Raw genomic sequence first — 17,493 nt, 5'->3', positions numbered from 1 at the left:
TAAAGCGTGGTTAACGGGGGCGGCGCGGTCAGCTGTCCCGCCAAGGAACAGTTCAGGCGAGCTCCGACAGTTCGAGCGCGTCGAGCAAGGCCTCCCGAGCCTTCCGCACTGAAATCGCCAGATTCTCGCGCCCGAGGTCGGCAGGATCGACCTGCTCGGGCCAGTGCGTCTCGATGATTTTCGCCATCGTTTCGGCCTTGAAACGGTTGAGAAGAAATCTTGGATCGACGGTCGAGGGATCGGCCACAACGCGCAGCCGCAGGCAGGCGGGGCCCCCTCCATTGGCCATCGACTGGCGCACATCGACCGGGATGATTCGGCGAATTGGCCCGTTGCCCGCGATCATGTCGTCAAGCCAGGCGCGAACAACTCGGCTATCCCAGGCCTCTCCCGGAATGACCAGCGCCTGCTCCCCTTCCGGGAGCGTCACGAGCTGGGCGTTGAACAGGTAGGAGCGCACCGCTTCGGCCAGGCTGACTGCACTGGCCGGCACTTCCACCACTTCCGCACCGGGACATCGCCCTCGAATCGCACCATAGGTCGCCTCCGGGTCAGCGAACGCCTGCTCATGGCAGAACAAGACCTGCTCGTTGGCGACGGCGACGACATCGTTGTGAAAGGCGCCCGCGGCGATCGCCTCCGGCGACTGCTCTATGAAGAGCACCCGTTCCGGATCGAGACCATGCCGTCGGGCGACGACGCGACTGGCCTGTTCGTGCTGGCGAGCCGGGAAGCGGCCGCCCGTGCGTCCATAGACGAACACTTCGAGCCCGGCAGAGCCATGGGCCGAAGTCAGGCGCATGTGGTTGGCGGCGCCTTCGTCACCGAAGCACGGGGGGACCGGCCCATGAACGGCGAAATGCTGCCGATCGGCAAAGGCGAGCTGGAGCTGGCGCAAGGTGTCGGGCCACTCGTGCGATCGGTGCGGCATCGTCACGAGATTGGCGACGCTCAGGTGACAGCGCCCATCGGCGGTGTCGGGTGCGGGCGAGACCGTTGCCGCGTTCGCGGTCCACATCGAGGAGGCTGACCAACCTGTTGCCAATAGGTTGCGCCCGGTGGCCGCGTCTACGGCGAGGGCTTCAAGCCAATCGCCATTGGGGCGGGGCAGGGGGACGAAGTATCCCTGCTCCAAGCCAAGTTCCATGTTGCCGCACATCTTCTCCAGCCCTTGCAGCGCCGCCGCGCGAGGATAGGAGATGTCACCCGCGTGCGCGGTCGCCGCGAGGTTGCCGAGACTCAACCCAGCATAGTTGTGGCTGGGGCCGACGATCCCGTCGAAGTTGATCTCGACCAGGCTCAACGCTGCACCGTCCACACCGTATCGCCCGGTTGGACGTCCAGCATGTCGGCTGAGCCGGAATCGATCGACAGTCCGCCGTCGACCGCCTCACAGGCGCCGTAGCAGGAGTGGAAGGCCGACAGCCTGCCGCTCGCGAGGAGGACCTTTTGGCCTTTTCGACAGTCGGTGCTCACCACGATCGAGGGCCGGGCGTCGCGGATCGAGCGCACGTTGTCGGTTCGCGCTGTCATCGTCGGCCCACCGTCGAAAATGTCGACGTAGCCCTCACAGGCGAACCCCTCTTCCTCCAGCATCCGCATCGCCGCGCGGCCCGAAGGATGCGGCACGCCGATCGCGCTGCGTGCGCTGTCGCTTAGCATGGCGACGTAGACGGGGTGCTTGGGCATGAGGTCGGCGATGAACTGGTTGCCATTGATCGCATTGAAATAATCAGCCTCCTGGAAGTTCATCCCGAAGAACCGGCCAGCGACGCCGTCCCAGAACGGCGATCCGCCGCGTTCGTCGATGATGCCGCGAAGTTCGGCCAGGATGCGGTCGGCAAAGCGCGCGCGGTGCATCGCGATGAACAGATAGCGGCTACGGGCCAGCAGCAGTCCCAGGCCACCGGCGCGTTCGTTGGGGTGAAGGAAGAGTCCGCCGACTTCGCTCGAACCTTCGAGATCGGTGACGAGGCTGAGCATTTCCGCGCGTACCGTCCGCTGAAGTTCCTCGGAATGCTGCGTCAGGGTATTCAGGCGATAGGAATAGAAGGGCCACTGCTGTCCGACCTGGGTCATCATCTGGCACGTCCCGCGAACCTCGCCGGTTTCTGGCTTTTCAAGCACCAGCACGAATTGCTCGTCGGCCAGCGTGTTCTCATCGCGAGCATAGGCTGCTTCCGCCCGTTCCAGCTTGCGCGCCAGGGCCTTGCGGTCGGCGGGGAGATTGGTGAATCCGCCGCCGGTTAGCTTGGCCATTTCGTATAGCGGCTCCAGGTCGTCGGGACGTGCGGCGCGCAGGCGAAAGCTCAAGCAAGGTCTCCTGTGGCCAGCCGATGGAGCACCACCGCCGATAGTGCGGCTCGTTCGGCAAGGGAGGATGCGATCAGGTACTCTTCGGACGAGTGGATCGCCCCGCCGCGCACACCCATTGTGTCAACGACAGGCACTCCGCAGGCGGCAATGTTGTTGCCATCACACACCCCGCCGCTCGGCTGCCATCCAAAGGCCTGGCCAAGATCGGCGCCGGTCCGCTGAACGAGATCGAACAGCCGCTGGGCCTCCGCGTCGACAGTCTTCGGCGGGCGAGTTATTCCTCCGTGGACTTGGGTGCCAACCTCATGACCTGCTTCGATATGCTGCAGCAGCACACTGAAATCTCGCTCGAAATTTAGTGCTGCGTCAGCGCTCTTGGGGCGGATGTTGAAGCGCAGAATCGCCAGGTCGGGCACGACATTGTTCGCCGAGCCGCCATCGATGCGGGCGGGATTTATCGCCAGATCGGAGTGCTCCATTGTCTTCAGCGCCACGGCGAGAGCGCCGGCTGCCACGATCGCGTTGCGTCCCTCGTGCGGGTTGCGCCCGGCATGAGCGGCGCGGCCGGTGATCGTCACACTGTAGTTGCCGCTCCCGCCCCGCGCATGGGCGAGCGTGCCGTCCGGTTGGGCAGAAGGCTCGTAGGTGAGGGCGGCGGCCTTTTCGCGAGCCAGTTCGGCGATCAAGTCGGCGGAAGATAACGAGCCGGTCTCCTCGTCCGAGTTGATCATCACGTCGTAGCCGGTGGTCTTGGCGGCGTTTGATCCCTCGAACGCCTGCAAGGCGGCGAGCATCACGGCGATTCCGCCTTTCATGTCTGCTGCGCCGGGAGCGTTGAATATGTCGTCGTCGAGCCAGCGACCCTCCTGAAAAGGATGGCCAGGTGGGTAGACGGTGTCCATGTGGCCGGTCAGCAGAAAGCGCCGCCTTGCGGCGGGGCGGACGCGGAGGACCAGGTGTCGTCCGTTGGCCTGCTCGATTTCGCGGCCGCCCGCATCGATCGACGTCACCGTCGCCGGCCCGCGCAGTTCGACCTCACCGGGCAAGGCGGCGAAAGCGCAGGCCAGTTCCTCGGCCTGCTGCTGTAGACCGGCGAGGTTGCCGGTACCGCTGTTGATCGCACTCCAGCGCTCGGTACGCACGAGCATCGCCGACTGCTCGATCGGCTCGATCAGCTTCCGCTCGTCTTGGGTTAGCCGTTGCATTTGAAACGAAGCTTAGCCGGTAGGCGTTTGCTGTCAAACAGCGCCTCGCTATTGCCGACGGGCGTGCCTAGACATGTCTCCAGGAAGGAGCCCGACTTGAGCGAAAGAGTGGAACGGAGTGGCTTGCGCGTAGACGCGACCCTGGCGCAATTCATCGAGAGCGAGGTGCTGCAACCGCTTGGGCGCGACGCCACGAGTTTCTGGGTCGGATTCGCCGAACTCCTCCGCCGCTTCGGTCCACGCAATCTGACACTGCTCGACAAGCGCGACGAGTTCCAGGCGAAGATCGATCGTTGGCATGCGGAGAGGCGGGGTCAACCTCATGATCCAGGCGCCTATCGCAATTTTCTCGAAGAGATCGGCTATCTGGTCGCGGAGCCGGAGCCGTTCACTGTGGGCACGACCGGCGTCGACGCCGAGATAGCGGCCATGGCTGGGCCGCAGTTGGTCGTCCCCGCACTCAACGCTCGCTTCGTCCTCAACGCCGCCAATGCGCGCTGGGGCAGCCTCTACGACGCGTACTATGGTACCGATGCGTTACCTCAAGCGCCGGCCGCTGAGGTGAGCGGTTACGATCCAAAACGCGGAGAAGCCGTGATTGCGGCTGCCCGGGCGTTCCTCGACCTCGCGGTGCCGCTTGAGGATACAAGCTGGTCGGAGATCGCGGGGCCGGAGAGCCTGCCGCTGTGCGAGCCGAGCCAATATGTCGGCAGCACGGAGAAGGGCCTCGTGTTCTGCCACAATGGTCTTCACATCGAGGTGGTGTTCGATCGCGAGCATATGATCGGCCGGGGCGACCCGGCGGGCATCGCCGACATCAGGCTGGAAGCCGCGCTGACGACAATTGTCGACCTCGAAGATTCGATTGCCGCCGTCGACGGAGAGGACAAGCTCGCCGCCTATCGCAACTGGCTTGGCGTGATCCGCGGCGATCTGGAGGCGAGTTTCGACAAGGGCGGCAAGACGATGAGGCGCTCGCTCGAGGACGATCTAACAGTCACTGCCGCCGACGGCACCGGGATTGCGCTGTCGGGACGGAGCTTGTTGTTCGTGCGCAATGTCGGCCACCTGATGACCAACCCGGCGATCCTGCAAGCGGGTGAGGCCGAAGTGCCGGAGGGCATTCTCGACGCCGTCGTCACTGCGGCCATCGGCGCCCTCGATGTCGAAGGGCACAGTCGATGGCGCAACAGCCGCTGCGGCAGCATTTACATCGTGAAGCCCAAGATGCACGGGCCTGAGGAAGCCGCCTTCACCAACGACTTGTTCGATGCAGTCGAGGACTTGCTCGGCCTGAAGCGCCATACAATCAAGGTTGGCGTGATGGACGAGGAGCGGCGTACCAGCGCAAATCTCGCAGCCTGCATCCGGGCAGTTAAGGACAGGATCGTTTTCATCAACACCGGCTTCCTCGACCGCACGGGTGACGAGATCCACACCTCGATGCGGGCCGGACCGATGGTCCGCAAGGGCGCGATGAAGCAATCGGTCTGGCTCGACGCCTACGAGAAGCGCAACGTTGCCATCGGGCTTGCTTGTGGGCTGTCGGGCAAGGCGCAGATCGGCAAGGGCATGTGGGCCGCACCCGACAGGATGCAGGCCATGCTTGAGGAGAAGGGAGCCCACCTCAAGGCCGGCGCCAACACGGCATGGGTTCCGTCACCCACAGCGGCCGTGCTCCATGCCTTGCACTACCACGCGACCGACGTGTTCGACGTGCAGCACCGGCTAGAACCGGCACCGGATCTCGACGCGTTGCTTACTATTCCGCTGGCCGAAGGCTTGAACTGGAGCGAGGCGGAGATTGCCGAGGAGCTCGATAACAATTGCCAGGGCCTGCTCGGTTATGTCGTGCGCTGGATCGATCAAGGCATCGGCTGCTCCAAAGTGCCCGACATCAACGACGTCGGCCTGATGGAGGATCGAGCGACGCTGCGTATCTCCAGCCAACATCTCGCGAACTGGCTCCTCCATGGCGTCGCAACCCAGCCGCAGGTCATGGACGCCCTGAAGCGCATGGCCGCGCGGGTCGACGCGCAGAATGCCGGCGATCCCGCCTATCGCCCGATGGCCGGCAACTGGACTTCGCACCCCGCGTTCCTCGCGGCGGTCGACCTGGTGTTCAAGGGCCTGAGTCAGCCCAACGGCTATACCGAACCCTTGCTCCACGCCTGGCGCCGCAAGGTGAAGGCTGGCTAGCGCCCAGTCCCCGGCCGCTAATGGGCGGCGGGGGGCCTGGGAGCCATCAACTCGAGCAGACGGGTGGCGATCTCACGTTCGCCCATGATGACCTGATCGACGCCCGCCTGGAGGAGGTGGTCCACCTCGCTGTCGGAATGGGCGCGGGCGTAGATGGTGATCTCGGGATTCAGTTTGCGCGCCTGGTCGGCGATGGCACCCGCCTCAAAGCCTTCAGGAATCGCGATCACCAGCCGTTTCGCATCTTCGATTCCAGCTTCGAGCAGCACGGACGCAGTCGCCGCATTGCCGAGGACGACCGGCAAGCCATCCTCCTCGGCTGCTCGGGCGACGTCGGCTTCGTCCTCCACGACGACGACCGCGCGGCCCGCCTTCTTGGCTCCCTGGCCCACCAGGCTGCCGACCCGACCATAGCCGATGAGAAGAGTATGCTCCTTGCGCTCCTCCTGACGCTGGCGCTCAACCTCCCGCGCCTCAGCCACGGCCGCCTTCTTCGCAGCGCCCAGACGGCCGGCGACGGCGGTGAACACGAACGGGTTGGCAAAGATTGAGAGGATCGCGCCCGCCAGGATCAGGTCGCGGCCCTCTGGTGGCAGAATGCCGAGATTCGTGCCCAGGCCTGCGAGGATGAAGGAGAACTCGCCGATCTGGGCGAGGCTGGCGGAAATCGTCAGGGCGGTCCTGGTCGGATGGCCGAAGAGGCGAACGATGGCGAAGGCCGCGATCGACTTGCCGAAGATGATGATCGCCACGGTGGCCAGCAGGGGCCAGGGCTGCTCGACCACCACCCGGGGATCGAACAGCATCCCCACCGAAACGAAGAACAGCACCGCGAACGCATCGCGCAGCGGCAAGGTCTCCTCGGCGGCCCGGCGGCTCAGCTGGGATTCGCCGAGGATCATACCGGCGAAGAAAGCTCCGAGCGCGAACGAGACGTCGAACACGTAAGCAGCGCCGAACGCGACACCTAGTGCGATTGCCAGGACCGCCAGGCGGAACAACTCGCGCGAGCCGGTGTGGGCAACCCAATGCAGCGCAGCGGGAATGAGCCGCCGCGCAACGATCAGCATGAAGGCGATAAAACCACCGACCTTGAGAACCGTGATGCCGAAGGTAGTCGCTATCGATGTGCCACCGACGGCGTCACCGGTAACCATGCTGGCGATCGGTGGCAGGAGCACCAGAGTCAGCACCATCGCCAAATCTTCGACGATCAGCCACCCGACCGCGATGCGTCCGCGCTCCGTGTTAATGAGATCGCGGGCCTGCATCGCTCGCAGCAGCACAACCGTACTGGCAACTGACAAGGCCAGGCCGAACACCAGTCCGGCGAGGATCGACCAGCCGAGAAACAGGGCCAGCGCCAGGCCGAGAAGCGTCGCGACCGTGATCTGCGTCAAGGCCCCGGGAATGGCAATCTTCCTTACCGACAGCAGGTCCCGCAATGAAAAGTGCAGACCTACGCCAAACATCAGCAGGATCACGCCCAATTCGGCCAGTTCGTTGGCCAGGCTGGCGTCGGCGACGAACCCCGGTGTGAAGGGCCCGACGATGACGCCTGCAAAAAGGTAGCCGGCAACGGGGGACACGCGCAGGCGGTGCGCCAACGCTCCCATAAAGAACGCTACGACAAGGCCGGCGACTATCGTCCCGATCAGGGGGGTGTGGTGTGGCAAGTGCTTCTCCTGGTGTCGCGGGCCCCTGGAAGCCCGCGGAATCTTTGACAGTCCGACAAGGCGACAAGCGCAGCGGAAAATGATTCCGCTACGCTCGGACTCGTCGATGGCGCAGGCGCGAACCAAAGTGGCGCCGTGCATAGCTTTCCATTCATGCTAATTCTCCAAACCGAGCCACGCAGGCCTGCAGTCTGGTGTGGGACTGACGAGGAAGAGGACCCCATCAGACCTTGGACGGCGTCTCAGGTCGTTGGAGGCGCGCGGGGTCCATGCGCCCGTACAATGGACGGACGGCCGGCTGGTTGTTCCGGGGGGGCTTCGAAGCGAAGTTGGCTGGCCCACTCGAAAGTGAACGGTAGCGGCTGGGGTTCGACGATGGCCGGCACCGGTACGCCATCGAACAAGTGATCGAGCAGCGGCTTCCGGGCGACGGTGGTCTTTGCCCCGGCGACGCGCGGCTTCTTTGGGCTAACGACGACAGAGTAGGTCGCCGGGTCGAACGCCGAACCGATTACGCGCGTGCGGGCCTGCCCAGTCGTCGGAACCGCCGAGATCAGCACGACGAGCAACATAAACCAGCCCACGAATGCGGGCCGGCCAACGCGCGGCATCATGAGATTACGTCGGTGCATGGCCTAAGAAGTAAATCCTCTGCACTGGATTGCGAACCGGAAATTCCGCTCTTTGCGAAAAAGCAGGCTCATTAGGGGAGCGTTCATCTTGGAGGCGGCACGAAAATTACGTCGATAGCCTATGGAGCGAAATTAGATATCGAGTTTCTTTGGTAACTTGTTTGATAGATGCGTTTGTAACCAGATTTCGCCTTGCGTTCAAATGCTCACTGTGCAAGGCGCGCCAGCCGGGTCGGCTGCGTAAGGTTAATACGCCAGCTTTTTGGGGGAAGTTTTGTGAGTGATGAATCCGCACTCGTCCTGGACGGGCTGACGGAGCCGGCTGACGAAGCGCAATCGGCTCAATCAAAGCTCAGTTCGGCGGGATCGTTTCCAGAGCTGAATCGCGGAGAGCGCAACGCTCTGCGGGCGTTCTGGCCCTTCCATGAGTTCGAACCCTTGTCGAAGCGGGTGCGCATCGGCTTGCCAAGTATGCACGGCCTGGTGGCGAAGGGGTTGGTCGAAGAGGGACCAGCGGGCGTCTTTGGACCAACCTTCCGTCTCACTGACCGCGGACGGACGATTACGCTCGCCCTGGCTGGTCTCGGGGGGGAACGGTCGAGACTCGGCTAAGCTGCGAGCCCGTCAATTCGCGGGCGATCGAGACGAACTCAAGGACACTTAGCGTCTCGGCCCGCCGAGTTGCATCGATCCCGAGACTGTCGAGAGCTCGGAGCGCGCCGGGAACGCCCTTCAAGCTTTGACGGAGCATCTTGCGGCGTTGGCCGAACGCGGCTTCGGTCAATTTCTCCAGCACCCTGGCGCTTACGCCGGGCGGTGCCTCTGCCGGAGTGACGTGCACGATGGCGCTCATCACTTTGGGCGGCGGCGTGAAGGCGCTGCGGTGAACTTTCATGGCGAGCTTGGCGGTGGAACGCCACTGGGCCAGGATCGCGAGCCGCCCATAGGGATCGCTTCCAGGCGCGGCGACCACGCGCTGGGCGACTTCTTGCTGGAACATCAGGGTCAGGCTGGTCCAGGTCGGTGGCCACTGTTCTCCCCCCAGCCAACCGGTGAAAAGAGCCGTGCCGACGTTATAGGGCAAGTTGGCGACAATGGCGTAGGGCTCACCCATGAGTTCGTCATGATCGAGCTTTAGGGCATCACCCTCGACTACGCGCAACCGGCCGGGAAAAACCTCTCCAAGTTCGGCGAGGGCGGGGAGGCAGCGGCGGTCCATTTCGATGGCCGTCACCCGCGCGCCTGCACGCAGCAGAGCCCGGGTGAGTCCGCCTGGACCGGGCCCGACTTCCAGCACCGCGCGATCCTGCAGATCGCCGGGAATTGCGGCGATCCGTGCGAGGAGCTGTTCGTCGAGGAGGAAATTCTGGCCCAGCGCTTTCGACGCGCTCAGGCCGTGAGCGGCAATGACTTCTCGCAAGGGGGGAAGAGGATTCATGGTCGCAATTTTGAAGAGGCGGGCCTCACCGCCCAGTCCGCCGCAGTGCCATTTCGCCCGCCATCCGGATGGCTTCGATCATGGCGCCGGGCCGCGCTGCTCCCGTTCCCGCGATACCGAAGGCCGTGCCGTGGTCGGGCGATGTGCGAATGATGGGTAGGCCCAGAGTCACATTGACACCCTGGTCGAAATCGAGCGCCTTCAACGGGATCAGGGCCTGGTCGTGGTACATCGCGATCGCGACGTCATAAGTGCCGCGCGCGTGGCCCGCGAAAAGCGCATCAGCGGGATGCGGGCCCGTCGCGTCGATGCCCGCAGCTCGCAAGGCCGCGATGGCCGGCGCAATGATCTCTATCTCTTCACGGCCCATCCTGCCGCCTTCGCCTGCGTGCGGATTGAGGCCACAGATCGCGATCCGGGGCGCGGGAATGCCGAAGTCCTGCCGAAGCGCTTGGTCGACTATCGTTGCGCGGCGCAGGATCAGGTCGGCCGAGATGCGGCCTGGAACTTCGCTCAAGGCGCAGTGAACCGTCAGCGGCACCGTTCGCAGCTGGGGACCTGCCAGCATCATCACCGCGTCATCTGCGGGGATGTCGCAGGCGGCAGCGACGAATTCGGTCTGACCCGGGAAGCCGAAGCCGATCTTCGCCAGTTCCGACTTCGCGATCGGCCCGGTGACAATGGCGCCCGCGTCTCGGGAAGCGGCGAGCAGGCTCGCTGCTTCAAGCGATCCGAGGGCCAGCCGCGCGCCACTTTCGTCGGGCTCTCCGGGCCGGTATTCGCTGTCTGACCCGCCAAGAACGGGCAAAGCGCTGGCGAAGGCTTCGACGGCCTGTCCAGGGTGGTCAATGATCGCGAGCGGCACCCGGAAGCCCCGCAGCGCAGCGGCCGCTCGCAACACGCCGGCACCGCCGGTTACGAAAAAAGGCGGCAAGCTTTTAGCGCCGCGCTTGGTCCAGGCTTCGCATATGACTTCGGGAGCGATCCCCGCCGGGTCGCCGAGCGACACGGCGAGCGGTTTCACGAGCTTAGTTATACTCGATCACCGCGTCGCGCCGAAGGTCGCGCAAGTAGCGTTGGGCCCGGCGATTGATGCGTTCGTCCTCGAGCTGCGACATCAGCGTGTCGGTGTCCGGACCGGCCGCACCGGCTGGATCGTCGCGGCCGCACAGCAGGAGAACGCGAACGCCGTCCTCAAGCGTGCCGAACGGCGGTGTCGCCTGGCCGACGCTGAGGTCTAGAAGGATCGGCTGCAAAGCTTCGGGCAGCGATCGAATGGCGATGCCGTCGTTCGACACGACCTGGGCTCCCAGTGTCGCAGCCACGCTTTCGGCCTCGCCGCAACCGCGGATCTTGCTCACACCATCGGCGAAGGCGCTTGCCCGGGCCTGTGCGTCTTCCTTGGTCGTGCCCGCGGGGAAGTCGAGCGATATCTGCTTGAGGCTGAGCAAGGCGTCACGCGGATCGGCCATGCCGACCTGGCGCTTGTCGATCAGGTAGAGAATCGAGAAGCCGCCGGGGATCTCGACCGGGCCCACCAACTGGCCGGGCTGCAGTTCGCGAGCGACGTTTTCGAGCTGCTCGTTCTGCAACTGCTCGATCCGAATCCAGCCGAGGTCTCCACCGACCGCCGCGGTCGAGGCTTCGGAGAACTGTCGGGCGTAGGCCACGAAGCTGCCACCAGCGCGCAGTTGCTCCATGATCCGTCGGGCGTTCTGGTTGACCGCTTCGCGCGTGGCCGGCGTGGCCGAAAGGTAGATTTCGCCGATGCGATACTCAGCGGTACCCTTTGACGCCTGAAGGCGCTCGAACAGCTCGTTCACTTCCTCTTCGGACACGTTCACGTAAGGCGCGACGTTGCGGCGCAGCAGGCGGTCCCAAGCGAGCTCGCCCTTGATCTGGCGCTTGAGCGAGGCTGGCGACGAACCGATCGAACTAAGGTATCGCGTCATCTCCGCGTCCGAACGCCTGAAACGGTCGCTCGCGAGGCGGTTGTAGGTCGAATTCACTTCGTCGTCCGAAACGCCGATCTCCTGGGCGTCGGCTTCCTGAATCTGAAGCGTTTCGTCGATCAGGTTGCGGAGCACCTGGAGCCGCAGCCGCTTGATCTCTTCGGCCGACGGCTGCGCCTCGTTGGCGGCGACAATCAGCGCCACACGTTGGTCGACATCGGTTCCGGTGATGATCGAGCCGTTGACCGTTGCCGTGGCCTTGCGCTTCGAATCCTCGCGATTGAGGATGATGATGTTGTCGGGAATGTTGAACGCATCGGAGGAGCTGGCTTCCTCCTGTTGTTGCGCAGTGGCAGACGTATAGAGCCCGGCCGATAGGGCCGCCGCTGCCGCGAACCATCCGAATTTCTTGGTGAACTTGCTCAATTGCAGGACCCCGTAAAGGATGCGCTTTCTGCGCTGTCGAAGGCAGGCCGCCTACCTCCAGGCGGCTTAACCCTAGCTGAGCCGCGGCGGATAGCGCGTTTGCCGGTGCCTGCCAACGGCGATGCTTGCGGATAGCGTCGACAAAGACATCAGACCAGGGTCAGGCCCTAGCGGAAGCCGAGGTTGCGCAGGGCGAAATAGATGCGGAAGCTGTTGCCCTTGTCCGCATCGGCGACCGCGACGTAATCACGCCGCCAGGTGAACCCGAACTCCAGGCAGTCGTCGGCATAGGCGATGCCTAGCCGGGTTCGCAAAGGCTCGAAACCGTCGGAAGTGAACGAGGGGTCCTCTTCGGAATTGGTCAGGTTGACGACGGCGGAGCCGAACACCGACCAGTACTTGGCGAACGCCACGCGACCCGCGGCCCGAAGTTCCTCGCGATCCTGCAAGTCCTCGAAGTTCAGGTCGATGTCTCGGTTGAGGCGCAAGTAACCTACCTCGAGATAGGTCTCGTCGGAGCCCAGCGTCGCGTCGATCTCGTTGCGGCGAACCGCGAAGTTGTCCTTATCGACGCGGTAGCGGTGGGTCAGCTTGACGAAGTCGCGATAACGAATCTCGGTGCGGCCGACCCAATCCGAGAACTGTTCGGTCAAGCCAGTGCCGTCGGGAAACAGAGAGGGCTTGTCGGTCAAGCGATAGGATTGCCCGATAGTCGCTTTCGCCCGCCAGCTGGGGATTTCGGCAGCCCAGTCCAGCCCGTAAGTCACGCGCGCGCCGTCTTCTACTCGGTCGTACCCGGGGAAGCGGTTGAGCGCGAAGAGATTGCTGTCCTCAAGATCGATCGAGCGCGCATCCTCGTTGGGAATGGTGAGGTTTTCGATTTCCGGCGCGGCTGCCAGCTGCACGCGCGGGGTTATGACCTGCGTTCCTCCCAGGAAGCTGCCGACGAATGGCCACTTCATGTCGATCGCACCGATGGCGACCCCGCGCGCCTGCCATCCGTCGCGGCCCCGATAGGAAGGGGTGCCGGTCAGTATGCTCGAATCCGAGTGATAGAGGTCGCCGCGCAAGTAGACCGTGGCGGTCAGTTCCTGACCCCAGTCCGTGATCCGCCGCAAGTTCCATTCGGCCCGGGCGAAAGCGCGCTGTGTGTCCTGCCCCTCGGTGCGGGTGATTGCGAGAGTGTTGGCCTGAATTTCGAACTGCCCGCCCAGGATCGGATCCGCGATCCGCTGGCGGTAGTCGATCAGCGGCAGCGCGATCGGGACCAGGCCCTGAGGCTGTTGAACCAGCAGCAGTTGTGTCACCCACCCGGAAATCGACAGGTAGCTGTCATCGTCGATCCGCTCGACGTCGATCATCGAGCGTAGCCGGTCGTCGCGGGTGATATCGTACCGGCGGGCGAAAGTTCGGTCGAGGGCGAAGCGCAGCGAACTCGTCACGCTCCAGTTCGGATCGAGCTGGAATTTGCCGTTACCGAAGAAGTAACCGCGGATGTCCTTTTCCTCGGTCGGTACGGTCGAGTCGAGGGGTATGCGGGTCCCGTAAGTCAGGTAGCCGGTAGCCTGGAACGCCCCGCTATCGGTTAGCATCCGGTATTGCGCCGACACCATCGGCACGGCTTCGGTGTAAGCGAAGGCCGTCAGCAGAAGATCGCGGTTCTCCGCCATGTGCCAGTAGTAACTGGCGGTGACTTCGAAGCCGTTCGAAGCGTTGATCCCGACGTCGGGGACCAGGAACCCGGAACTCGGCCCCCCGTCTGCCTGCACAGTTATCCCCGGCAGCGGCAGGATCCGCTTTCCGAACAACTCGAGGTAGGCGCCGTCGAAGCGGATGGTCTTGGTTTCGGAATCGTAGCGCACCCGCCGCGCCGTCACGCGCCAGCTTGGCTGCTTGGGACAGCCATCGTCGTCGACGACCGGGCACGAGGAATAGGAAGCGCGATCGAGTACGACATTACCAGTCTCGTCACGTCGGCCTTCCGCGGCCGCCAGGCGTCCGCCGGCCCTGAACGCCAGGAGCAGATTGCTCATGGCCCCTTCCTTGAGCTCGTCGGTCAGCTCCAGACTGTCGGTAAACAGTTGATTGCCGTCTTCATCCACTGCGCGGACATTGCCCATCGCCGTGATTTGCCCGCTTGTCCGGTTCCACGTGACGCTGTCCGCGCGCACCGAGCGGTCGCCCGAGCGCAGGAGCACTTCGCCCGAGGCGGTCACGAGATCGGCGTTGCTGTCATATTCGAGCGCATTGGCTTCGAACGCGACCTCGCGAGGGACCTGCTCACTTTGCCCGGAGTCATCGCTTGCCCCAGGGGCAGGGGAGTCCTGGGCCAGGACGGGCAACGGCGCGCACAACAGCGCCGCAAAGCCCGCCAGGGCAATCGCGCGAAAACGCCGCAAGTTGCGAAGTTCGGCGTGCAATTCTGTCTGCGGGCGGGGGCGCATCGGCTTGCCTATTGCACTGCTGCTCCCTAACTGCAACGCCACCGAGCAAGTCCCGCGGCATCAACCGCCGCGCCTCCCACACGATCGAGCGGAGAGAGCATGCAAATCACCTTCCAGAGCGCCACTGGCGGCGCAGGTCCCTCATTGGTCGCGCGCGTCGTCGACAAGGACCAGCTGCCCGTGGATCTCGACCGCGCCGTGGCCGAGGGCGCGCGGGCAGCGCGTTTCAGTGGCAAGGCCGGACAATTGTTCGAAGCCTTTGTCGAACGCGGCGATGCCGTGGTGCGGCTTGCGCTCGTGGGCGCAGGCGCCAACGGCGATGGCCGCGGCGCCGCGCTGGAACGGGCAGGGGCCGCACTGGCCGCGAAGTACCTCACGTCTGGAGCCACGGAAATGGCGCTGGACGCCGAGGGTCTGGAGGCAAAGGATGTCGCCTCGGTACTGATCGGTTTGAGGCTGCGCAGCTGGCGTCATGACGCGTACCGCACGAAGCTCAAGGACGAACAGAAGGTTTCCCTAGCCAACGTCGTCGTCACCGGCGCTCCCGAAGGCAGCGAGCTGGCCTGGGCGACGGAACGGGCCCTGTCCGAAGGCGTCGAATTTACCCGCGAACTCGTGGCCGAACCGCCAAACGTCATTTATCCTGAATCGTTTGTCGAGCGCTGCTTGACGCAGTTCGCAGGCACTGGCGCCGAACTCTCGTTCCTTGACGAGGAGGAAATGCGAAAGCTCGGCATGGGCGCTCTGCTCGGGGTGTCGCAGGGTTCTGCTCAGCCGCCGAGGCTGCTGGTGATCAAGTGGCTCGGTGGAGCCGAAGGCGTGCAACCGACGGTGTTCGTCGGCAAGGGCGTAACGTTCGATACCGGCGGCATCTCGATCAAGCCCGCGGCCGGCATGGAAGACATGAAGTGGGACATGGGTGGCGCTGGCGCCGTGGCCGGGGCGATGCTGGCGCTGGCCAAGCGCAAGGCCAAGGCCAACGTCATCGGTGTCTGCGGCCTCGTCGAGAATATGCCCGACGGCAAGGCACAGCGTCCGGGCGACATCGTCACCACGATGTCGGGCCAGACGGTCGAGGTCATCAACACCGACGCCGAAGGGCGGTTGGTGCTGTGCGACGCGCTCACCTGGGCGCAGCGCGAGTTCAAGCCCGCCGCGATCGTCGACCTCGCCACGCTGACCGGTGCGATGATTATCTCGCTCGGCCATGAGCATGGCGGGCTGTTCTCGAACGACGATGGCCTGGCCGATGACCTGTCGGCGGCAGGCAAGGCAAGCGGCGACAAGCTGTGGCGCTTCCCGCTCTCACCGGCCTACGACAAGCTGATCGATTCCCCGATCGCCGACATGAAGAACGTCGGCCCCCGCTGGGCCGGCTCGATCACTGCGGCGCAATACCTGCAGCGCTTCATCGACGAGGGCACGCCCTGGGCGCATCTCGACATCGCGGGCATGGTCTGGGCCGACAAGCCCGGTGCCACCTGGGACAAGGGGGCGACCGGTTATGGTGTGCGCCTGATCGACCGCTACGTACGCGACAAGCTCGAAAGTTAGGGCCGACCCTAAGGTGGAGAGGGTCGGTTTCTACCTGTCGGGCGCGCAGCCGGTCGAGCGTGTCCTGCCGCTGATTGCCCGCGCCGCGAAGGCTGGGGATCAGAGGATGCTGGTAGTGGCCGCGGACCCTTCGCTGGTCGACCGGCTCGACAAGGCGCTGTGGGAGCAATGCCCGGAAGATTTCCTCGCCCATGGCCGGGCGGATGCCCCCCATGCCGACCGCCAACCGGTATTGCTGTCGGGCGATTGCAGCGCCGCCAATGGCGCAAGACTACTGGCGCTCGCCGACGGGCAATGGCGCGAGGAAGCCGAGGGGTTCGACCGCGTCCTGCTGTTTTTCGATGAGGGCGGCAAGGCCGAGGCGCGCAAGACTTGGCGGCTGTTCGATCAGCGCGAGGATGTGACGCGGGAGTTCTACGAACTCGAAGACGGGAAATGGGTCAAGAAGGCTTGAGCCTTGCGCGCGATAGCGCTCACCGCTAGGGGCGCGCGCAACTTTCCGCACATTCAGTTCGAAGGATTCCCCCAATGGCGGTCACCCGCACCTTTTCGATCATCAAGCCCGATGCCACCCGCCGCAACCTCACCGGCGCGGTCACCAAGATGCTGGAAGACGCCGGCCTTCGCGTCATCGCCTCCAAGCGCATCCAGATGACCCGCGAACAGGCCGAAGGCTTCTACGCAGTGCACAAGGAACGCCCGTTCTTTGGCGAACTGTGCGATTTCATGACCAGCGGCCCAGTCGTGGTCCAGGTGCTCGAAGGTGAAGACGCCGTGAAGCGCAACCGCGAAGTCATGGGCGCGACCAACCCGGCCGATGCTGCCGAGGGCACGATCCGCAAGGTCTTCGCCGAGAGCATCGAGGCCAACTCGGTCCACGGTTCCGACAGCGACGAAAATGCTGCGATCGAGATCGACTACTTCTTCAAGACCGACGAAATCGTCGGCTAACGGATGCGCCGCGTCGGCCTGATCGGCGGTTTGAGCTGGGAAAGCACCCGGCTCTACTACGACGCGATCAACAGGACCGTCGCGGCCCGACTCGGCGGCGCCCACTCGGCGCCGCTGATTGTCGATTCGCTTAACTTCGCCCCGATTGCCCAGGCTCAGATCGAAGGGCGCTGGGATGATGCCGGGGCCGAGGTGGTGGACGCCGCCGTCAGGCTCAACCGCGCCGGTGTCGATGCGGTGGCGATCGGCAGCAATACCATGCACAAATGCGCCGATAGCGTGCGAGACGCGGTATCAGTGCCGCTGATCCATATCGTCGATCCGCTCTCCGAAGCGCTGAGCCGCGACGGTAGATCACGCCCGCTACTTCTCGCGACCCGCTTCACGATGGAGCAGGACTACATCCGCACCCCCCTGGCCGAGGCGGGGATCACGGCGTCGATACCGGACGAAGCGGACCGTGCTGCGATCCATCGGGTGATTTACGAAGAACTGATCCGCGGCGTCGTGACGGATGCGTCGCGCGAGGCGTTCCTGCAGATTATCGCTGCGGGACGCGATGCTGGGGCAGACAGCGTGATCCTCGGCTGCACCGAGATCGGCCTCCTGATTACTGCGGAGAATTCGCCGCTGCCTGTCTACGACACGATGGCACTGCATTCGGGAGCCATTGCCGATTTCATCCTCTACGGGACCTGAT

14 protein-coding genes are annotated in these 17,493 nt (G+C 64.2%); 5 read left to right on the top strand and 9 right to left on the bottom strand.

Features of this window, described 5'->3' with window-relative positions:
• Window positions 1-52: 52 nt before the first annotated feature.
• From KK137_RS08750 to KK137_RS08740, 3 genes are read right to left on the bottom strand one after another with little or no spacing between them, the layout of a single operon-like run.
• Window positions 53-1,303 (bottom strand): N-succinylarginine dihydrolase, encoded by a 1,251-nt coding sequence (locus KK137_RS08750; protein WP_214536106.1) that lies wholly within the window; start codon window positions 1,301-1,303, stop codon window positions 53-55.
• Window positions 1,300-2,313 (bottom strand): arginine N-succinyltransferase, encoded by a 1,014-nt coding sequence (locus tag KK137_RS08745; protein WP_214535735.1) that lies wholly within the window; start codon window positions 2,311-2,313, stop codon window positions 1,300-1,302. The genes KK137_RS08750 and KK137_RS08745 overlap by 4 nt, the downstream gene beginning before the upstream one ends.
• Window positions 2,310-3,521, bottom strand: a complete 1,212-nt coding sequence (locus KK137_RS08740; protein WP_214535732.1) for a hydrolase — start codon at window positions 3,519-3,521, stop codon at window positions 2,310-2,312. Before KK137_RS08740 ends, KK137_RS08745 begins: the two co-directional genes overlap by 4 nt.
• Window positions 3,522-3,617: 96 nt before the next feature.
• Between KK137_RS08740 and KK137_RS08735 the strand changes: the two genes are divergently transcribed.
• Window positions 3,618-5,720 carry a malate synthase G gene (locus KK137_RS08735; RefSeq protein ID WP_214535731.1) on the top strand — a complete coding sequence of 701 codons (2,103 nt, stop codon included), beginning with the start codon at window positions 3,618-3,620 and terminating at the stop codon, window positions 5,718-5,720.
• 17 nt (window positions 5,721-5,737) lie between these two features.
• On the opposite strand, the gene ybaL is transcribed toward KK137_RS08735, so the two are convergent.
• The 6 genes from ybaL to KK137_RS08705 all read right to left on the bottom strand — a co-directional run bounded on the left by ybaL (window position 5,738) and on the right by KK137_RS08705 (window position 14,288).
• A complete protein-coding gene (ybaL, locus tag KK137_RS08730) occupies window positions 5,738-7,396 on the bottom strand; it encodes a YbaL family putative K(+) efflux transporter (protein WP_214535730.1) in 1,659 nt (552 codons plus the stop codon).
• 242 nt (window positions 7,397-7,638) lie between these two features.
• A complete protein-coding gene (locus KK137_RS08725; RefSeq protein ID WP_214535729.1) occupies window positions 7,639-8,028 on the bottom strand; it encodes a hypothetical protein in 390 nt (129 codons plus the stop codon).
• Between the two features lie 562 nt (window positions 8,029-8,590).
• A complete protein-coding gene (rsmA, locus tag KK137_RS08720) occupies window positions 8,591-9,466 on the bottom strand; it encodes a 16S rRNA (adenine(1518)-N(6)/adenine(1519)-N(6))-dimethyltransferase RsmA (protein WP_214535728.1) in 876 nt (291 codons plus the stop codon).
• Between the two features lie 25 nt (window positions 9,467-9,491).
• Window positions 9,492-10,490 (bottom strand): 4-hydroxythreonine-4-phosphate dehydrogenase PdxA, encoded by a 999-nt coding sequence (pdxA, locus tag KK137_RS08715; protein ID WP_338028019.1) that lies wholly within the window; start codon window positions 10,488-10,490, stop codon window positions 9,492-9,494.
• A 4-nt stretch (window positions 10,491-10,494) separates the two neighbouring features.
• On the bottom strand, window positions 10,495-11,844 hold the full coding sequence (locus tag KK137_RS08710; protein ID WP_214535727.1) for a peptidylprolyl isomerase: 1,350 nt from the start codon (window positions 11,842-11,844) through the stop codon (window positions 10,495-10,497).
• Between the two features lie 167 nt (window positions 11,845-12,011).
• Window positions 12,012-14,288, bottom strand: coding sequence for an LPS-assembly protein LptD (locus KK137_RS08705; RefSeq protein WP_214535726.1), 2,277 nt, complete (start codon window positions 14,286-14,288; stop codon window positions 12,012-12,014).
• Window positions 14,289-14,387: 99 nt separating this feature from the next.
• Between KK137_RS08705 and KK137_RS08700 the strand changes: the two genes are divergently transcribed.
• The 4 genes from KK137_RS08700 to KK137_RS08685 all read left to right on the top strand — a co-directional run bounded on the left by KK137_RS08700 (window position 14,388) and on the right by KK137_RS08685 (window position 17,492).
• Window positions 14,388-15,842 (top strand): leucyl aminopeptidase, encoded by a 1,455-nt coding sequence (locus KK137_RS08700; protein WP_214535725.1) that lies wholly within the window; start codon window positions 14,388-14,390, stop codon window positions 15,840-15,842.
• Between the two features lie 13 nt (window positions 15,843-15,855).
• Window positions 15,856-16,296, top strand: a complete 441-nt coding sequence (locus KK137_RS08695) for a DNA polymerase III subunit chi (protein ID WP_338028017.1) — start codon at window positions 15,856-15,858, stop codon at window positions 16,294-16,296.
• 74 nt (window positions 16,297-16,370) lie between these two features.
• Window positions 16,371-16,793, top strand: coding sequence for a nucleoside-diphosphate kinase (gene ndk / locus KK137_RS08690; RefSeq protein WP_214535724.1), 423 nt, complete (start codon window positions 16,371-16,373; stop codon window positions 16,791-16,793).
• Between the two features lie 3 nt (window positions 16,794-16,796).
• Window positions 16,797-17,492: an aspartate/glutamate racemase family protein gene (locus tag KK137_RS08685; protein ID WP_214535723.1), complete on the top strand. Its 696-nt coding sequence runs from the start codon at window positions 16,797-16,799 to the stop codon at window positions 17,490-17,492.
• The last annotated feature ends 1 nt before the right edge of the window (window position 17,493 follow it).

This window comes from Croceibacterium selenioxidans (assembly GCF_018599195.1).
Lineage (GTDB): Bacteria > Pseudomonadota > Alphaproteobacteria > Sphingomonadales > Sphingomonadaceae > Croceibacterium_A > Croceibacterium_A selenioxidans.
Note: the sequence above shows the minus strand (reverse complement) of the source record. Positions and strands in the feature narration are given on the sequence as shown.